The 15,823-nt window shown below is 46.2% G+C and carries 18 protein-coding genes and 1 riboswitch; all 18 genes read left to right on the top strand.

The genetic code is table 11. From position 1 onward, the window contains the following. Positions 1 to 41 precede the first annotated feature (41 nt). The gene (spoIIR, locus tag MHB64_RS28760; RefSeq protein WP_341135895.1) at positions 42 to 797 is read left to right on the top strand and encodes a stage II sporulation protein R; all 756 of its coding nucleotides are present in this window, start codon (positions 42 to 44) and stop codon (positions 795 to 797) included. A gap of 207 nt (positions 798 to 1,004) precedes the next feature. Next, on the top strand, positions 1,005 to 2,246 hold the full coding sequence (locus MHB64_RS28755) for an L-threonylcarbamoyladenylate synthase (RefSeq protein ID WP_341135894.1): 1,242 nt from the start codon (positions 1,005 to 1,007) through the stop codon (positions 2,244 to 2,246). A 127-nt stretch (positions 2,247 to 2,373) separates the two neighbouring features. Continuing rightward, positions 2,374 to 2,946, top strand: a complete 573-nt coding sequence (locus MHB64_RS28750; protein WP_094871122.1) for a manganese efflux pump MntP — start codon at positions 2,374 to 2,376, stop codon at positions 2,944 to 2,946. Positions 2,947 to 2,993: 47 nt separating this feature from the next. Further along, entirely contained in the window at positions 2,994 to 3,581 is a 588-nt protein-coding gene (locus MHB64_RS28745) for a low molecular weight protein arginine phosphatase (protein ID WP_094871124.1), read from the top strand. Positions 3,582 to 3,629: 48 nt separating this feature from the next. Continuing rightward, positions 3,630 to 3,712: riboswitch (ZMP/ZTP riboswitch) on the top strand. Positions 3,713 to 3,786: 74 nt separating this feature from the next. Next, positions 3,787 to 4,371 carry a TIGR01440 family protein gene (locus tag MHB64_RS28740; RefSeq protein ID WP_094871126.1) on the top strand — a complete coding sequence of 195 codons (585 nt, stop codon included), beginning with the start codon at positions 3,787 to 3,789 and terminating at the stop codon, positions 4,369 to 4,371. A 114-nt stretch (positions 4,372 to 4,485) separates the two neighbouring features. Beyond that, positions 4,486 to 5,733, top strand: coding sequence for a serine hydroxymethyltransferase (gene glyA / locus MHB64_RS28735; RefSeq protein WP_094877959.1), 1,248 nt, complete (start codon positions 4,486 to 4,488; stop codon positions 5,731 to 5,733). A gap of 423 nt (positions 5,734 to 6,156) precedes the next feature. After that, a complete protein-coding gene (upp, locus tag MHB64_RS28730) occupies positions 6,157 to 6,786 on the top strand; it encodes a uracil phosphoribosyltransferase (protein WP_094871130.1) in 630 nt (209 codons plus the stop codon). A gap of 59 nt (positions 6,787 to 6,845) precedes the next feature. Then, on the top strand, positions 6,846 to 8,006 hold the full coding sequence (wecB, locus tag MHB64_RS28725) for a non-hydrolyzing UDP-N-acetylglucosamine 2-epimerase (protein WP_094871132.1): 1,161 nt from the start codon (positions 6,846 to 6,848) through the stop codon (positions 8,004 to 8,006). 178 nt (positions 8,007 to 8,184) lie between these two features. Further along, entirely contained in the window at positions 8,185 to 8,418 is a 234-nt protein-coding gene (locus MHB64_RS28720; protein ID WP_042192476.1) for an AtpZ/AtpI family protein, read from the top strand. Then, on the top strand, positions 8,411 to 8,788 hold the full coding sequence (locus MHB64_RS28715) for an ATP synthase subunit I (protein ID WP_094871134.1): 378 nt from the start codon (positions 8,411 to 8,413) through the stop codon (positions 8,786 to 8,788). The genes MHB64_RS28720 and MHB64_RS28715 overlap by 8 nt, the downstream gene beginning before the upstream one ends. 29 nt (positions 8,789 to 8,817) lie before the next feature. After that, complete coding sequence (atpB, locus tag MHB64_RS28710; RefSeq protein ID WP_042131372.1) at positions 8,818 to 9,585, top strand: F0F1 ATP synthase subunit A; 768 nt, start codon at positions 8,818 to 8,820, stop codon at positions 9,583 to 9,585. Between the two features lie 104 nt (positions 9,586 to 9,689). Continuing rightward, positions 9,690 to 9,902, top strand: coding sequence for a F0F1 ATP synthase subunit C (gene atpE / locus MHB64_RS28705; RefSeq protein WP_039877624.1), 213 nt, complete (start codon positions 9,690 to 9,692; stop codon positions 9,900 to 9,902). A gap of 97 nt (positions 9,903 to 9,999) precedes the next feature. Then, on the top strand, positions 10,000 to 10,488 hold the full coding sequence (gene atpF / locus MHB64_RS28700; protein WP_094871136.1) for a F0F1 ATP synthase subunit B: 489 nt from the start codon (positions 10,000 to 10,002) through the stop codon (positions 10,486 to 10,488). After that, positions 10,485 to 11,036 carry a F0F1 ATP synthase subunit delta gene (locus MHB64_RS28695; RefSeq protein WP_094871138.1) on the top strand — a complete coding sequence of 184 codons (552 nt, stop codon included), beginning with the start codon at positions 10,485 to 10,487 and terminating at the stop codon, positions 11,034 to 11,036. Before atpF ends, MHB64_RS28695 begins: the two co-directional genes overlap by 4 nt. An 11-nt stretch (positions 11,037 to 11,047) precedes the next feature. After that, positions 11,048 to 12,559 (top strand): F0F1 ATP synthase subunit alpha, encoded by a 1,512-nt coding sequence (gene atpA / locus MHB64_RS28690; protein ID WP_042131369.1) that lies wholly within the window; start codon positions 11,048 to 11,050, stop codon positions 12,557 to 12,559. Positions 12,560 to 12,712: 153 nt separating this feature from the next. Beyond that, positions 12,713 to 13,582 carry an ATP synthase F1 subunit gamma gene (gene atpG / locus MHB64_RS28685; RefSeq protein ID WP_094871140.1) on the top strand — a complete coding sequence of 290 codons (870 nt, stop codon included), beginning with the start codon at positions 12,713 to 12,715 and terminating at the stop codon, positions 13,580 to 13,582. Between the two features lie 135 nt (positions 13,583 to 13,717). Continuing rightward, on the top strand, positions 13,718 to 15,118 hold the full coding sequence (atpD, locus tag MHB64_RS28680) for a F0F1 ATP synthase subunit beta (RefSeq protein WP_341135893.1): 1,401 nt from the start codon (positions 13,718 to 13,720) through the stop codon (positions 15,116 to 15,118). A 103-nt stretch (positions 15,119 to 15,221) separates the two neighbouring features. Next, positions 15,222 to 15,638 (top strand): F0F1 ATP synthase subunit epsilon, encoded by a 417-nt coding sequence (locus MHB64_RS28675; RefSeq protein ID WP_042131365.1) that lies wholly within the window; start codon positions 15,222 to 15,224, stop codon positions 15,636 to 15,638. Positions 15,639 to 15,823: the final 185 nt, after the last annotated feature.

Genomic DNA, 15,823 nt, shown 5'->3' with positions numbered 1-15,823 from the left:
TACTACTAGCATGAGTGTTAAGAGGAGAGGGGCTGCTACAAATGAACGATAATCATATGGATAAAAGAGATTCCTTACGTGTAACTTTTAAGTATACTGCCATTTTAATTTGTTTTTTCATGATCGTTATCATGGCCTGGGAAGGTCAAAAAACCGATGCAGCAGTAGCCGAAGTAACGATTCCACAGGATTCTATCCGGCTGCGTATTTTGGCGAATTCGGATGGAACGCAGGATCAGTTAGTGAAGCGGCAGATCCGCGATACAATCGTGGAGCAAATGAACCAGTGGGTAACTGCACTTGAGGACCCGCAGAGCTTAGAGCAGGCACGCGCTTTAATTAGAACTCATCTACCAGAGCTAAATGCATTGGTTGGATCGGAGCTGGAGAAAAGAGGCATTCAGTATTCCTATAACGTGGAGCTCGGTGTAGTTCCTTTTCCGACTAAATTATACGGTGGTACGGTCTATCCAGCCGGAGAGTACGAGGCTGTGCGGGTTACACTGGGTGAAGGCAAGGGACAAAATTGGTGGTGTGTACTGTTTCCGCCACTATGCTTTATCGATGCGGGTTCCGGAGATGCGGCAGCACCTGCTGCTAACAAAGGGGTGAAGACGGTTTCGGCTGCCGGGGCAGAGAGTGGAGCTAAGGCACAACCAGCAGTAGGGACAGCTGTACAAGAAGATTCTTCGGCAAAGGATGCTGCGGCAGCAGATTCCGCAGAGCCAGAGGTACGGTTCTTCGTTTGGGAACTGCTGCAAAACCTTTGGAACTGGATTAGCGGATTATGGTCGTAATGCTGATGCTAGCCCTTTGGTTTTGTGGAAATGGTCTATAGTTTTGAACCTAGATATGTTACTATTTCATAAGCAGATCGACTGCGGCGCCTTCATTGGGGCCGCTTTTTGGTAAGATCAGAGTTAATGAATATCCAGAGTATTTATCCTAAGATTGCAAGAAAAGCTATTGTTCAATATATATCCTGTAGAAAGCCTGTGATGAGAATGAATGAACCACATGACCCTTTATTCGCCGTTCAACGGCGGAGTGGGAATAGGAATAAGACTGTATATTGGGAACTGGATTTGTTGGAAGATGCAGCTTCGGATTCCGTTGTACTTCAGCCTAATGAGGAGAATAAGTTAGCCATCGTGGAGGCGGCAACCATGCTTCGTGAAGGTGGAACGGTCGCTTTTCCGACCGAAACGGTCTATGGACTTGGTGCGGATGCACGGAATACTGCGGCAGTTGAGGCTGTTTTTGCGGCAAAAGGGCGACCGTCTGATAATCCTCTAATCGTTCATATTGCCGATTCAGGAGCCTTGGACGAGCTGGTTACAGAAGTGCATCCTACGGCTGCGGTATTGATGGATGCTTATTGGCCTGGACCACTGACAGTCGTGCTTCCTGTTCGTGAGGGTGTTTTGTCACCCTGTGTGACGGCAGGGCTGGACACGGTAGGTGTGCGTATGCCTGACCATCCGGTAGCTTTGGCGCTGATCAGTGCAGCGGGCTGTCCCGTTGCGGCACCTAGTGCTAACCGTTCAGGTCGTCCGAGTCCGACTTTAGCTTCACATGTGATGGAAGACTTGGCCGGATACATTGACGGTGTACTTGATGGCGGCGCCGCTGGAGTCGGACTGGAGTCAACTGTGGTTCAGGTGCAACCTGATGGAAAGGTTGCCGTGCTGCGCCCTGGTGGGATTACTACGGAGCAGTTAGCTGCTGTAGTGGGGGCAGAAGCCGTTGCTGCTGAGCCAGCTGTGGTTAAAGAATTCGGAACTTCCGCAGCAGCGGAAGCTCCAGTGGCCAATGAACCGGGGGTGTACCACGGTGCAGAAGCTGTTTCCGACAGCTCGGCGCCACGCGCGCCGGGCATGAAGTACACGCACTACGCGCCGCGCGGCTGGCTCGGTGTGGTGAGCGGATCTTCTCCCCAACGTGTTGCGGATGAAGCCGCGAGTCTACTTCAGGCGGCGCAGCTGAGCGGCGAGGTAACGGGCTTGCTCCTCTTCGAGGAGCATAAGTCCCTTTATCCCGCCGCCCCTGCCGCCTGTGTCCTTTCCCTCGGCTCGTTATCCTCGCCGGAGGAAGGGGCACGCTCCCTATATGCCGCGCTGAGGCGCTTCGATGAAGCGGGAGCGACATACATCTTGGCCGAGGCTTGTCCGTATACAGGCCTCGGCGCTGCCATTATGAACCGGCTTATGAAGGCAGCCGGTGGTTCTGTCATTGACGCCGGATAGCCACGGTGCCCCTTCTTTACAGCTTTAACACCGGTTCTTCAAATTTGAAATCTCCTATGAAGTCATGATTACCCCCTTGTCCGCATATCGTTGTTGTACAAGATATTTCGGACTTGGGGGGTTAAGCATGGGCATAGGAGATGTATATGCCGGTTGGGGGCAGACGGTTACGATTGCTATAATGGCGATTGCATTAGGGATGGATGCATTTTCCCTCGGTGTAGGCATTGGGATGAAAGGGATTCGTCTGTTACACATTCTACAAATGAGTGTGCTCATTGCTTTTTTTCATATGCTGATGCCTCTTCTGGGTTTATTAACGGGAAGTTATGTCGGACATTTGCTAGGTCAAGTAACGACTTATGCCGCCGGAGGGCTGCTTGTGCTGTTAGGCGGACATATGGTGTATAACTCCTTTCGTCCGGAAGTGGTAGGTACGCGAGCTATGAATCACCGAACCTTATGGGGAATGCTGCTTCTTTCACTCAGTGTTAGTGTAGACTCATTTTCTGTTGGGGTATCCTTAGGGATGTTTGTGAATGGTGTGCTTCTGACCATACTGGCTTTTGGTGTCTGTGGAGGTCTAATGTCCATTGTCGGCTTACTTCTTGGGCGGCATGTCAGTCGTGGACTCGGGGAATATGGAGAAGCGCTGGGCGGGGCTATTTTATTAGGGTTTGGCTTGTTATTCATCTTTTGATACAATAACGGCATTACCATATTTTAATTTCATGGGGGTGCAAAAGCATGCTGCATATTTTATTCGTCTGCACCGGTAATACATGCCGTAGTCCTATGGCTGAGGGGCTTTTACGAAAGCTCGCGAAGGAACGTGGAATCGACCTGGAAGTGCGGTCTGCAGGTGTATCTGCCATTTCTGGTACTTCTATATCGAGACATGCTGCAGCTATTTTGCAGGAAGAAGGCATTCATGATCATTTAGAGTCGTCGCAATTAACGGGGCAATCCGTTGCTTGGGCCGATCTTGTGCTTACCTTGACCAGTGGACATAAGCAGCATTTGCTGCAGTATTTTCCGGATGCCGTATCGAAAACATATACATTGAAGGAATATGTGCATAATGAAGAAGCTGTGACTGAGGATATTAAAGAATTGGACAGCCTATACGCGGATGCTGAGTTAAGCATAGCTCTAGGTGGTGAACCGAGCGCAACAGATCTACAACGAATGATTGAAATCCGCCAGCGTATCCCAAGCTTTGATATTTCTGATCCATTCGGGGGTACGCGTGAAGATTATGAGCTTACTGCTGCAGAGATTCGCACTTCGTTGTTTAGTTTATTAGATAAACTGGAATCCTTACGCCATTTGTAAATGGTTGATTTTCAGTCCGCTTTGCTTTAAGATGAAGTTACAACTAATCGGTTCCGATGTAACTGGCGACAAATGTGGATCAAACCACGATGGAGCATCGGAATAAACGGCCGGTCGCCTGGGCAAAAGAGCAAATCCGCAGCTACCTGCGGACTGCTCTTTTTTGTTTAAATGAAGCTTGTTTGAAGCTTGAGGAGGTAGGGTGATGGACAAAGTTGTGGAGTTATCTTTAACTGAAGCTACTGTCACTGTGTTAAGGGAGCTGGCGGAAGCTGGTAACCTCGGATCTGGTAAAATTGTTGTCCTTGGAGTTAGTACAAGTGAGGTTGCTGGTGTCCGGATTGGAACCGGTGGTGCGCTTGAAGTGGCACAGCAGCTGCTTGAAGGGGCTCGTTTGGTCGCAGCGGAAAAAGGATTTCATCTCGTTTATCAGTGCTGCGAGCATCTGAATCGTGCGCTTGTAATGGAACGCTCTTTGCTAGAGTCACTTGGGTTAAATGAAGTTTCAGCTGTACCTATACCAGGTGCAGGCGGTTCGATGGCTGCGGCTGCCTATCACGCTATGAAAGATCCTGTTTTGGCGGAAACGATTGATGCTCATGCTGGTCTAGACATTGGTGAGACGCTGATAGGAATGCATTTAAGACGGGTAGCTGTTCCTTTTCGTCCGTCTCTAAGATACATTGGAGCAGCCAGAGTGAATGCGGCATGGACCAGACCTCCACTTATTGGCGGTGAACGTGCGGTATATCGCGCCCCAGAACAAAGCGGCTCACAGGTTTGCGATTAATGAACTTTATTTTTATATTTTTTGCAGAAACATTGACCTTAGCTTCTGTCTAGCAGGTAAATCGTTTCTACTTAAATACAACATATCTACACACACTAGGGAGGAAATAAGAACATGGAACAATTACGTAAGAGTGACCCGGCAGTACTGGAAGCGATGGAATTGGAACTGAAACGTCAGCGTGCCAACATTGAGCTTATTGCCTCAGAGAATATCGTTAGCGAAGCCGTAATGGAAGCTATGGGCTCGGTGCTTACGAACAAATATGCTGAAGGCTATCCAGGCAAACGTTATTATGGTGGTTGTGAAGATGTTGATATCGTTGAGAATCTGGCACGCGATCGTGCAAAAGAATTGTTCGGTGCGGAGCATGTTAACGTACAACCGCATTCCGGAGCACAAGCGAATATGGCTGTTTATTTGGCGGCGCTCAAGCCGGGTGACACGGTTCTTGGTATGAACTTGGCACATGGCGGACATTTAACACATGGTAGTCCAGTCAATGCTTCCGGTTTGCTATATAACTTTGTTGCTTATGGTGTGCAAGAAGATACTTTCCTTATTGATTACGACGAAGTGCGCAAAGCAGCGTTCAAACATCGTCCTAAAATGATTGTTGCTGGTGCGAGTGCGTACCCGCGTATTATTGATTTCGAAAAACTTGGTGCTATCGCCAATGATGTCGGTGCTTTGTTTATGGTAGATATGGCCCATATCGCAGGTCTTGTTGCTGCTGGCCTTCACCCAAGCCCGGTTCCTCATGCTCATTTCGTTACAACTACTACACATAAGACTTTACGCGGCCCTCGCGGCGGTATGATTATGTGCAGACAGCCATGGGCCGCTGCTATCGATAAAGCCGTATTCCCTGGTTCCCAAGGCGGACCATTGATGCATGTGATTGCGTCAAAAGCAGTGGCGCTCGGCGAAGCTTTGCTTCCATCCTTTAAGACTTATGCTGAGGATGTAGTGAAAAATGCCAATGTTCTCGCGGAAACGCTAATCAGCGAAGGGATTAACATTGTATCCGGAGGCACAGATAACCACCTGATGTTGCTGGATACGCGTAACCTGAACATTACCGGAAAAGATGCGGAAAAAGTACTAGATTCCATTGGAATCACTGTGAATAAAAACGCAATTCCATTTGATCCTACAAGTCCTTTCGTAACAAGTGGTATTCGTATTGGTACACCTGCAGTTACTTCCCGTGGTATGGACGAGCAAGCAATGGTGGTTATTGGCCGTATTATTGCTAATGTTCTGAAGAATCCGAAGGATGAAGCGAAATTGGCTGAGGCAGCTCGTCAAGTTGCTGATTTGACGGACCAGTACCCGCTTTATCCAGAACTGAAATACTAGTTCTTATTTGTATTAATGAATGAGTTCACCTCCATCGAGTCCTGATTTTAGGGTTTGATGGAGGTTTTTTGTTGTTTATTGTTCACATAATTATATAGGGGAATGGATGGAAAACTGATGAAATTGTTTATGAAAGTTCATGGAATTTTCATAAACAATAGTGAAAAGAGTGTGAATAGTATGAAAAACCAAAACTTGCACAACATAATCTAAGTTTTATAAGTGGAAGGTTGCGTATTTCAGCCAATCATTACCTTTCAGGTCAAGGATATACAATAGGAAAGTATTCAATGTAAGTACAAGTGCCTTTCTAGGTGAAATGAAGCGAAGGGAATGCTATAATAGACAGGATTTAGCCACTGAGAAGCAAAAGCGCTTTCTGAGGTTATAGACAAGACTTACAATTACCGGAGGGACATTAAAATGGGAAAATTGGTGATTTGCGATCATCCTTTAATTCAACACAAATTAACATTTATTCGCGATGTAAGAACAAACACAAAGGATTTTAGAGAGCATGTTGACGAAGTAGCCACATTGATGGCTTATGAGATTACACGTGATATTCCTCTAGAGACCATTACGGTACAAACGCCGGTCACTGAAACGGAAAGTAAAGTGATTTCGGGAAGAATGCTTGGGCTTATTCCTATTCTTCGTGCGGGTCTAGGGATGCTTGAAGGCGTTCTAAAGCTTCTCCCTGCTGCTAAAGTAGGACATGTTGGCTTGTTCCGTGATCCGGAAACACTTCAACCGGTCGAGTATTACATCAAGCTTCCTACAGATGTACAGGAACGTGAGCTAATCGTAATTGATCCAATGCTAGCTACAGGGGGATCTGCGATTGCTGCGATTACCTCGTTGAAGAAGCGTGGTTGTACACAAATTAAAATGATGAACCTGATTGCAGCTCCAGAGGGTGTCGCTGCAGTTCAAGAAGCTCATCCAGATGTAGATATTTACGTAGCTGCGCTTGATGATCATTTAAATGAGCATGGATATATCGTTCCGGGACTTGGCGACGCTGGGGACCGTTTGTACGGAACTAAGTAAATAGTAATTCGTGATTAGGATACGAAATTTTTGAATTTTTTGATGAGAGGGTAGGGGTTATGTCCAAAATTAAAGTGATGACTATTTTCGGAGTGCGCCCCGAGGCGATCAAGATGGCTCCTCTAGTTCTTGAACTAGAGAAGCATCCTGAGCACATCGAATCCATTGTTTGTGTCACAGCACAGCATAGAGAACTGCTTGATCAAGTGTTAGAAGTGTTTAAAATCACTCCTGATTATGATTTGGATGTGATGAAGGACCGTCAGACACTGAACGAGATTACTATTCGTGTGCTTGAAGGTTTGGAGCCTGTGCTGAGAGAGGTTAAGCCTGATATCGTGCTGGTGCATGGGGATACATTAACGACGTTTCTAGCTAGTTATGCCTCTTTCCTGCAGCAAATTCAGGTTGGGCACGTAGAAGCAGGTCTTCGGACATGGAACAAACTGTCTCCTTATCCTGAGGAAATGAACCGCCAACTAACAGGTGTTTTGGCCGATCTGCATTTCGCTCCAACCGATTGGTCAGCTAGCAATTTGAAACACGAGAACAAAAAAGAATCAAGTATTTATATCACAGGCAACACCGTAACTGATGTGTTTCAATATACCGTACAGCCGGATTACCGGCATCCTGTTTTGGATTTTGCTTCAGGAAAAAGACTTATTTTGATGACTGCTCACCGCAGAGAATCGCAAGGTGAACCGCATCGTAATATCTTCCGAGCTGTCAAAAGAATCGCTGATGAATTCGAAGATGTAGCCATTGTTTATCCTGTGCATCCGAGTCCGGCAGTTAAGGAACCTGCACATGAAATTCTGGGTGGACATCCAAGAATTAAGCTGATTGATCCGCTGGATGTCGTGGATTTGCATAATTTTTATCCGCATACCCACTTGATATTGACCGATTCCGGCGGTTTACAAGAGGAAGCTCCTTCATACGGAGTTCCTGTACTTGTGCTTCGTGATACGACGGAGCGTCCTGAAGGGATAGACGCTGGAACGTTAGAGCTTGTGGGCACGGACGAGGAGAAGGTGTATGAACGGACACATGCTCTTTTGACTGATAATGAGCTCTATCAGTCGATGAGTCGGGCCGCCAACCCGTACGGAGATGGCAAAGCCTCCCAACGAATTGTCAATGCGATTTTGCACCATTTCGGTGTAAATAAGGAACGTCCTGAAGAGTTTCACAGAATGTTCACAAAAAATAAATAATTTCATTTAAAGTAATATCTGATCTGATTAAAATCAACATACAGTCAAACTGTACGGTTTATATGGTTTTGGAACATTTTGCTGTGATTATTTTCATGTTTTCAAGGGTTTTTGGGCAATGTTCAATGAATTGACAAAGACTCCAGAAATTCAGTAAAATTAGTTGGGATTGTAGCCCATGAAAGAACAAAATAGCAGGGACAGCTTGTTACAGACCGCGCTTATCATTGGAAGTGCAGGCACTATACTCGCCGCTTACATTGTTATTGGTTTTTTTGCGGCAAGGTGGCTGAAAGACTTAATGGAGGGTCCAAAATATTGGCTCGCTATTGGCACTATAACCGGAATGATTCTGGGAATTGTGAACGTCGTCCTGTTAATTAAAAAATTTTTGGGGGAGCAGAATGGATAATATGACTCCCATGATCAATACCGTCACTAGAGTTACGCTCGTCCTTATGGCAGGACTCTTAATGGGCTGGGCGCTTCATCATGAGACCAGGGATATTACACTGGGCATGACTCTGGGTCTGGTGGCGGGATTGGTAAACTTTCGTTATCTGGCCGTCAAGGTTCGACGGGTAACGCAGTCGATTGCGAGCAACGAAGGGAATGCCTTCAGCCTCGGTTTTGTTACACGGATTAGCTTCGCAATTTTGGTCACCATGTTCGCGGTCAAGATTGAGCATTTCTCCCTGGTAGCAACTGTTTCGGGCGTGTTCATTCCTCAGCTTCTCGCCATTCCTGCGGGGATATATCTGAGTGTGAAGAACAAACTTTAACCAGATTAAAGAGAAAGGGGGATGATACTATGCATGAGATGCCGAAAATCTTTGTCGGGGGAATACCGATAGATATATCAGCCGTATTGATGCTTCTGATCAGTTGTACAGTAGTATTTGTACTGGTGATGCTTTCGGTTCGTAAGCTTTCGGTTGAGAATCCATCTAAGCTTCAGAATTTTATGGAATGGGTTGTAGAATTTGTTGAAGGTGTCATAAGCAGTGCCATGGACCTGAAGAAAGGAAAACCTTACATATCTTTGGGGCTAACATTGATTCTGTTTATCTTTGTTTCCAACCTTCTTGGATTGCCTTTCTCAGTTGTAACTGAAGCACATGGACCTGTAACCGTGTTTGGCCATGTGATTGAAGCAACCAAGAACTTGGCGCATGGTGATCATGTTGAGATCTTATGGTACAAGTCGCCGACTGCTGACATTAATATCACTGCAGGATTGGCAATTATTGTGTTTATACTGATGAACTTCCTGGGCATCAAGCTCAACGGCAAGCATTATTTCAAACACTATATTGAGCCGTTTCCAATCTTTTTGCCACTGAACATTATCGAGAACTTGGCAAAACCAGTAGCGCTGGCTATTCGTCTATTTGCTAACATTTTTGCCGGAGAAGTACTGATTACAGTCATTTTGAAACTGGGCATTCTCAGTATTCCGTTCCTGGCTGTATGGCAAGGCTTCAGTATTTTCGTCGGGGCACTACAGGCGTTTATCTTTACCATTCTGACGATGGTTTATATCGCACAGATGACGATTCACGAAGAAGAAGCACATTAATGAACTGCTGCGAAGAGAACGGCTATCGTCTGATTTTCTTTCGCGGGAGATATCTTATATCATTAAACACATTATGAACCGAAATTAAAGGAGGATATTTACAAATGGAATTTTTAGCAGCAGCAATAGCGGTTGGATTGGGTGCACTTGGCGCAGGTCTTGGTAACGGTATGATCGTTAGTAGAACAGTTGAGTCTATCGCTCGTCAACCAGAAGCTCGTAACGCGCTTCAAACAACAATGTTTATCGGTGTAGGTATCGTCGAAGTTATTCCGCTCGCAGCAACAGTTATCGCATTCCTGATCATGTTTTCTTAATAAACCGTATTTACGGTTTGGCGGGGACGGCCGATGCCATCCGCGCCTTACTTTTGTATACGTCCGCATGACGCGGTAACGGAAGGGAGTGACCTCAGTGGATATTGTTTGGACAAACATCGTATTTTCAATTGTAGCCTTTGGGATTCTATATTTCTTGCTCAGTAAGTATGCGTTCAGCAAACTGTTCGCAGTTATGGAGAAGCGCCGTGAGCTGGTAATGCAGCAAATGGATGAAGCTGCGAAGACTAGAGAGCAAGCGGTCGCGTATGTGGAAGAGCAGAAGCAAGCGCTGAACAGTGCACGCCAGGAAGCTCAACAGATTATTCAACAATCGCAAATTACTAGCAATCAACAGGTAGAACAAGCTTTGGCTCAAGCCAAAGTTGAAGCTGCACGTGTCAAAGAAGAGGCCGTGCGCGATATCGAGAACGAGAAGAATAAAGCAGTGGAAGAGTTGCGCAGCGAAATTGGAACGGCATCTGTTCGTATTGCTTCTAAACTTCTTAAAAAAGAAGTTAGTGCTAGCAGTGAGCAGGAGCAGCTTGTGAACCAATACCTCAATGAGGTAGGAGGCCGATCATGAGCCGCGATACGGTAGTTGCCAAGCGCTACGCTAAAGCATTGTACAGTGCAGCGGTAGAGAAGGGGATTACCCTTGAAGTAGAAGAAGAGCTCAAGGCAGTGGTCGAAGTATTACATTCTGACCAAGAGGTTAAGCGGTTTATTCTTGCACCGCGCATCTCGGAGTCCGACAAGTTGAAAGTGCTGCGCACAGCACTTCAAGATAAGATCTCTCCTATCGTGATGAACATTGTAGAACTGTTAGTAGAGCGAGGCAGAACCGATATTTTTGCCGAACTGCTGGATACGTATATCAAGATTGAAGGAGACGCTCTTGGCATTGGTGATGCTAAGGTATACTCCGTTTATTCTTTAAGTGAAGAAGAACAAGCGGCTGTAGCTGCAGAATTCGGCCAGCTCGTAAACCGTAAAATCCGGGTTACGAATGTGGTGGATCCAAGCCTGCTGGGAGGACTGAAAGTTTATATCGGCGATACGCTGTATGACGGCAGTCTGTCTAGTAAATTGGAACGTCTCGAGAAATCCTTTAATGATAAGCATAGAAGATAGGGGTGAGGATATTGGGCATCAGACCTGAAGAGATCAGCACTTTGATCAAAAGTCAAATTGAGCAATATAAAGCCGATATCGAAGTTGCCGAAGTGGGCACCGTCATTCAAGTCGGAGACGGGATCGCTCGTGTCTACGGTCTGGAAAACGCAATGGCAGGCGAGTTGCTAGAGTTCTCCAACGGTGTAGTGGGCATGGCGCTCAATCTGGAAGAAAGCAACGTCGGTGTTGTTATTCTAGGTGAGTACAAGGAAATTCGTGAAGGCGATCAAGTAAAACGTACCGGACAAATCATGCAAGTCCCAGTGGGAGAGGCCCTTCTGGGTCGTGTTGTTAACGCACTCGGTATGCCGCTTGACGGTAAAGGCCCAATCCAAACGACGGAATTCCGTCCGGTTGAGAATAACGCTCCTGGTGTTATCGACCGTAAATCGGTTCATGAGCCAATGCAAACTGGCCTTAAAGCGATTGATGCGATGGTACCAATTGGTCGTGGACAACGCGAACTTATCATTGGTGACCGTCAAACAGGTAAGACTGCAATCGCAATCGATGCGATTATCAACCAAAAAGGCAACGGAATGAAATGTATTTATGTTGCCATTGGACAAAAACAATCAACAGTAGCACAGGTTGTAGAAACTCTCCGCCGTCATGGCGCGTTGGAATATACAATCGTTGTAACTGCTTCGGCTTCCGAGCCATCCCCACTGTTGTACATTGCTCCATACGCAGGTTGCGCAATGGGCGAGTACTTTATGTACAAGGGCGAACACGTACTGATCATTTATGATGACCTTTCAAAACAAGCTTCGGCTTATCGCGAATTGTCCTTGCTGCTTCGTCGTCCACCGGGTCGTGAAGCGTTCCCTGGTGACGTGTTCTACTTGCACTCCCGTCTTTTGGAACGTGCGGCTAAGCTTAGTGATGAGCTTGGTGGTGGTTCATTAACCGCACTTCCGTTCATCGAAACACAAGCATCTGACGTATCGGCTTACATTCCTACGAACGTAATCTCGATTACAGATGGTCAAATCTTCCTTGAATCCGATCTGTTCTACTCTGGTCAGCGTCCGGCGATCAACGTCGGTATCTCCGTTTCCCGTGTAGGGGGCTCCGCTCAGATTAAAGCGATGAAGAAGGTAGCTGGCTCGCTCCGTTTGGATCTTGCCCAATATCGTGAACTTCAAGCTTTCTCACAGTTCGGCTCAGATCTTGATAAATCTACGCTTGCTCGTCTGAATCGCGGAGCACGTATGATGGAAGTTCTGAAACAAGGTGTAAATCAGCCGCTATCTGTTGAGCATCAAGTGCTTAGCTTGTACACAGCTGTAAAAGGATACTTGGATGATATCCCTGTTAAAGACGTAAAACGTTTTGAAAAGGAATTCCTTGCATACATGGATAGCAGTGCTGCTGAAGTTGCTCAATCCATCAGAGATACCAAGGATTTGACAGCAGATAACGAAGCCGCTCTTAAAGCAGCAATTGATAAATTTAAAAGAGGCTTTGCTACTAGCTAATATAGATCGTACCTAAACGAATCTTACGAAGTGAGCTTTGGCTCTGCCGAAGCTCAGGCTATTACTTATAAAGTTGGCTTTGAATTCGTCAAAGCCAAGAAGATGCTTACGAAGTTAGCTTTGACTTCGTCAAAGCTTTAAGGTGGTGAAATCATGGCAAGAAGCATGCGTGATATTAAACGTCAAATTAAGAGTGTTCAAAACACAAGACAGATCACAAAAGCGATGGAAATGGTAGCCGCCTCCAAGCTGAGAAAAGCTCAGGAGAAGGCTATTGCCGCCCGTCCTTATGCTGAGAAGCTGAAAGAGGTTGTATCGAGCATTGCTGCTGGTACAGAAGGCGTCCAGCATCCCATGCTGGTCAGTCGCCCTGTGAAAAAAACTGGTTATCTTATCGTGACCTCTGATAGAGGGCTTGCGGGAGGGTACAATGCTAATATTTTACGTAAGGTGACGATGCTCATCGCGGAGCGACATAAATCCAAAGATGAATACGCCTTGTTCGTTATCGGTCGTAAAGGCCGTGACTTCTTACGCCGCCGTGAATATCCGATTGTACAGGAAGTTACTGAGCTATCGGATGCGCCGAAGTTTGCTGATATTAAGTCTATCGCTAATTCGGCAGTACAACAGTTTGTAGATGGTACGTATGACGAGTTGTACGTTTGTTACAACCAATTCGTCAATGCGATTACCCAGATCCCAACCGTTGATCGACTGTTGCCTATGGAAGGCGTAGGAAATCATGAGCATCATGAAGCGTCTGCAAATTACGAATATGAACCTTCACCAGAAGGCGTGCTCGAAGTGCTACTTCCGAAATACGCCGAAACTTTGATTTATAGCGCAATTCTGGATGGCAAGGCCAGTGAGCTGGGTGCGAAAATGACAGCGATGGGCAGTGCAACAAAGAACGCGTCGAAAATGATCGGAGAACTTACCCTTACGTACAACCGTGCCCGTCAGGCGGCAATTACGCAGGAAATTACCGAGATCGTGGCCGGAGCGAATGCTCAGTCTTAAAAATCTTAAAATATAAGAAAGTATAGGTTCTACACTATACAAAACACTTATATTTCTACGAGAAACGGTTGTCATCATTTAAGGTGACAACGTTGTTTCTTCTTGATGTAATAGCTTTCGAGGAGGGAAATGAAGATGAACAAAGGACGCGTTGTAAGCATTATGGGTCCGGTTGTCGATATTGAATTTGAACGCGGCCAGTTGCCCGAGATTTTCAACGCTATCAAAATTGAAACCGTCTTGGACAATGGTCGCCAGATTAACCTAACGCTTGAGGTTTCCAACCACTTGGGAGACAATTTGGTACGTTGTATCGCGATGTCTTCTACAGATGGTCTGGTTCGTGGACTGGATGCGATTGACCAAGGTGGACCTATTTCGGTACCTGTAGGGGAAGCGACATTAGGCCGGGTATTTAACGTACTTGGAAATCCAATTGATAAAGCTGGTGAAGTTGTTGCTGAAATTAAGAACCCGATTCACCGTTTGGCTCCGACATTTGATGAATTGTCAACACAAGCCGAAATTCTGGAAACGGGTATTAAAGTTATCGACTTACTTGCACCTTATGCTAAGGGCGGTAAAGTTGGTCTGTTCGGCGGTGCCGGTGTAGGTAAAACCGTAACAATTCAAGAATTGATTAATAACATTGCCCAAGAACACGGTGGTATTTCCGTATTCGCAGGTGTGGGTGAACGTACTCGTGAAGGTAATGACCTTTATCACGAAATGACGGACTCCGGCGTTATTAAGAAAACAGCAATGGTGTTCGGACAAATGAATGAGCCCCCAGGCGCGCGTCTGCGCGTAGCTTTGACTGGTCTTACTATGGCGGAATATTTCCGTGATGTAGAAGGCCGCGATACGCTGCTCTTTATCGATAATATATTCCGCTTTACCCAAGCGGGTTCCGAAGTATCCGCTCTTCTCGGACGTATGCCGTCCGCAGTAGGTTATCAACCAACCCTGGCTACTGAAATGGGTCAGTTGCAAGAGCGTATCACTTCTACCAAAAAAGGCTCCGTTACTTCCATTCAAGCAATTTACGTACCAGCGGATGACTACACTGACCCTGCTCCGGCAACGGCGTTTGCTCACTTGGATGCAACAACTAACCTTGAGCGTAAGATTTCCGAGAAGGGGATTTTCCCAGCGGTTGATCCACTGGCTTCCAGCTCGCGTCTGCTAGCTCCGGAAATTGTTGGTGAAGAGCATTACAATGTAGCACAAGGTGTTAAACAATTGCTGCAACGTTATACCGAACTTCAAGACATCATCGCCATCTTGGGTATGGATGAATTGAGTGAGGATGATAAGGTTATCGTAGCCCGTGCCCGTAAAGTTGAACGGTTCCTGTCACAGCCTTTCCACGTAGCTGAACAGTTTACCGGCTTCAAGGGTAAATACGTGCCAATCAAAGAAACTGTACGTAGCTTTAAGGAAATCCTGGACGGTAAGCATGATGATCTTCCAGAAGCAGCGTTCCTTTTTGTGGGTACAATCGAAGAAGCGGTTGAAAAAGCGAAATCGATGTAACACTGAGCTTAGTGAATGCTTTCGAAGCGAGCTTTACTTCGTAAAGCTAAGTGTATGCTTTCGATGAGAGCTTTACTTCGTAAAGCTTTAAGGAGGAATGGAAGTGAACACCTTTTTGTTGGAAATTGTCACGCCGGAGCATCTCGTCTATTCGAAACAAGTGAATAGCTTGACAGTACGGGGAGTCGAAGGCGAGTTGGGTATTTTGCCGGGACACATTCCGCTTGTGACTCCACTTCAGGTTGCTCCGTTATCCGTCAAATCGGACGGTGTTACGATCTCCATCGCCGTTCATGGCGGTTTCGTTGAAGTGCATAAGGATAAAGTAACAGTGCTGGCCGAAAGTGCCGAGCTGCCAACGGATATTGATGTTGAACGTGCCGAAGCTGCTAGAGAACGCGCTCAGCGCCGTCTCCAGACTCGTAGCAAACAAGATGATATCGATCACCGCCGTGCGGAGTTGGCGCTGCAACGCGCTGTTACACGGATTAAAGTGTCCACTGGTAAAGGACAACAGTAGGATATAAGCGGTCAAGCTCTAAGCTTGACTGCTTTTTTTGTTATAGTAATCTATGTAGTAAAGGTTAAGATTTCTTCATTTTTTTGGATAATGGCATTGAATTGTTTAAAAATTTGTAAAAGTACTGGATTCTTTTGCCCTACGCAAGTATGATATAAGAGTCGATTTCCGAGTAATACGAACAC

This window comes from Paenibacillus sp. FSL K6-2859, from assembly GCF_038008265.1.
In the GTDB taxonomy this organism is placed as follows: domain Bacteria; phylum Bacillota; class Bacilli; order Paenibacillales; family Paenibacillaceae; genus Paenibacillus_AQ; species Paenibacillus_AQ nitricinens.
Note: the sequence above shows the minus strand (reverse complement) of the source record. Positions and strands in the feature narration are given on the sequence as shown.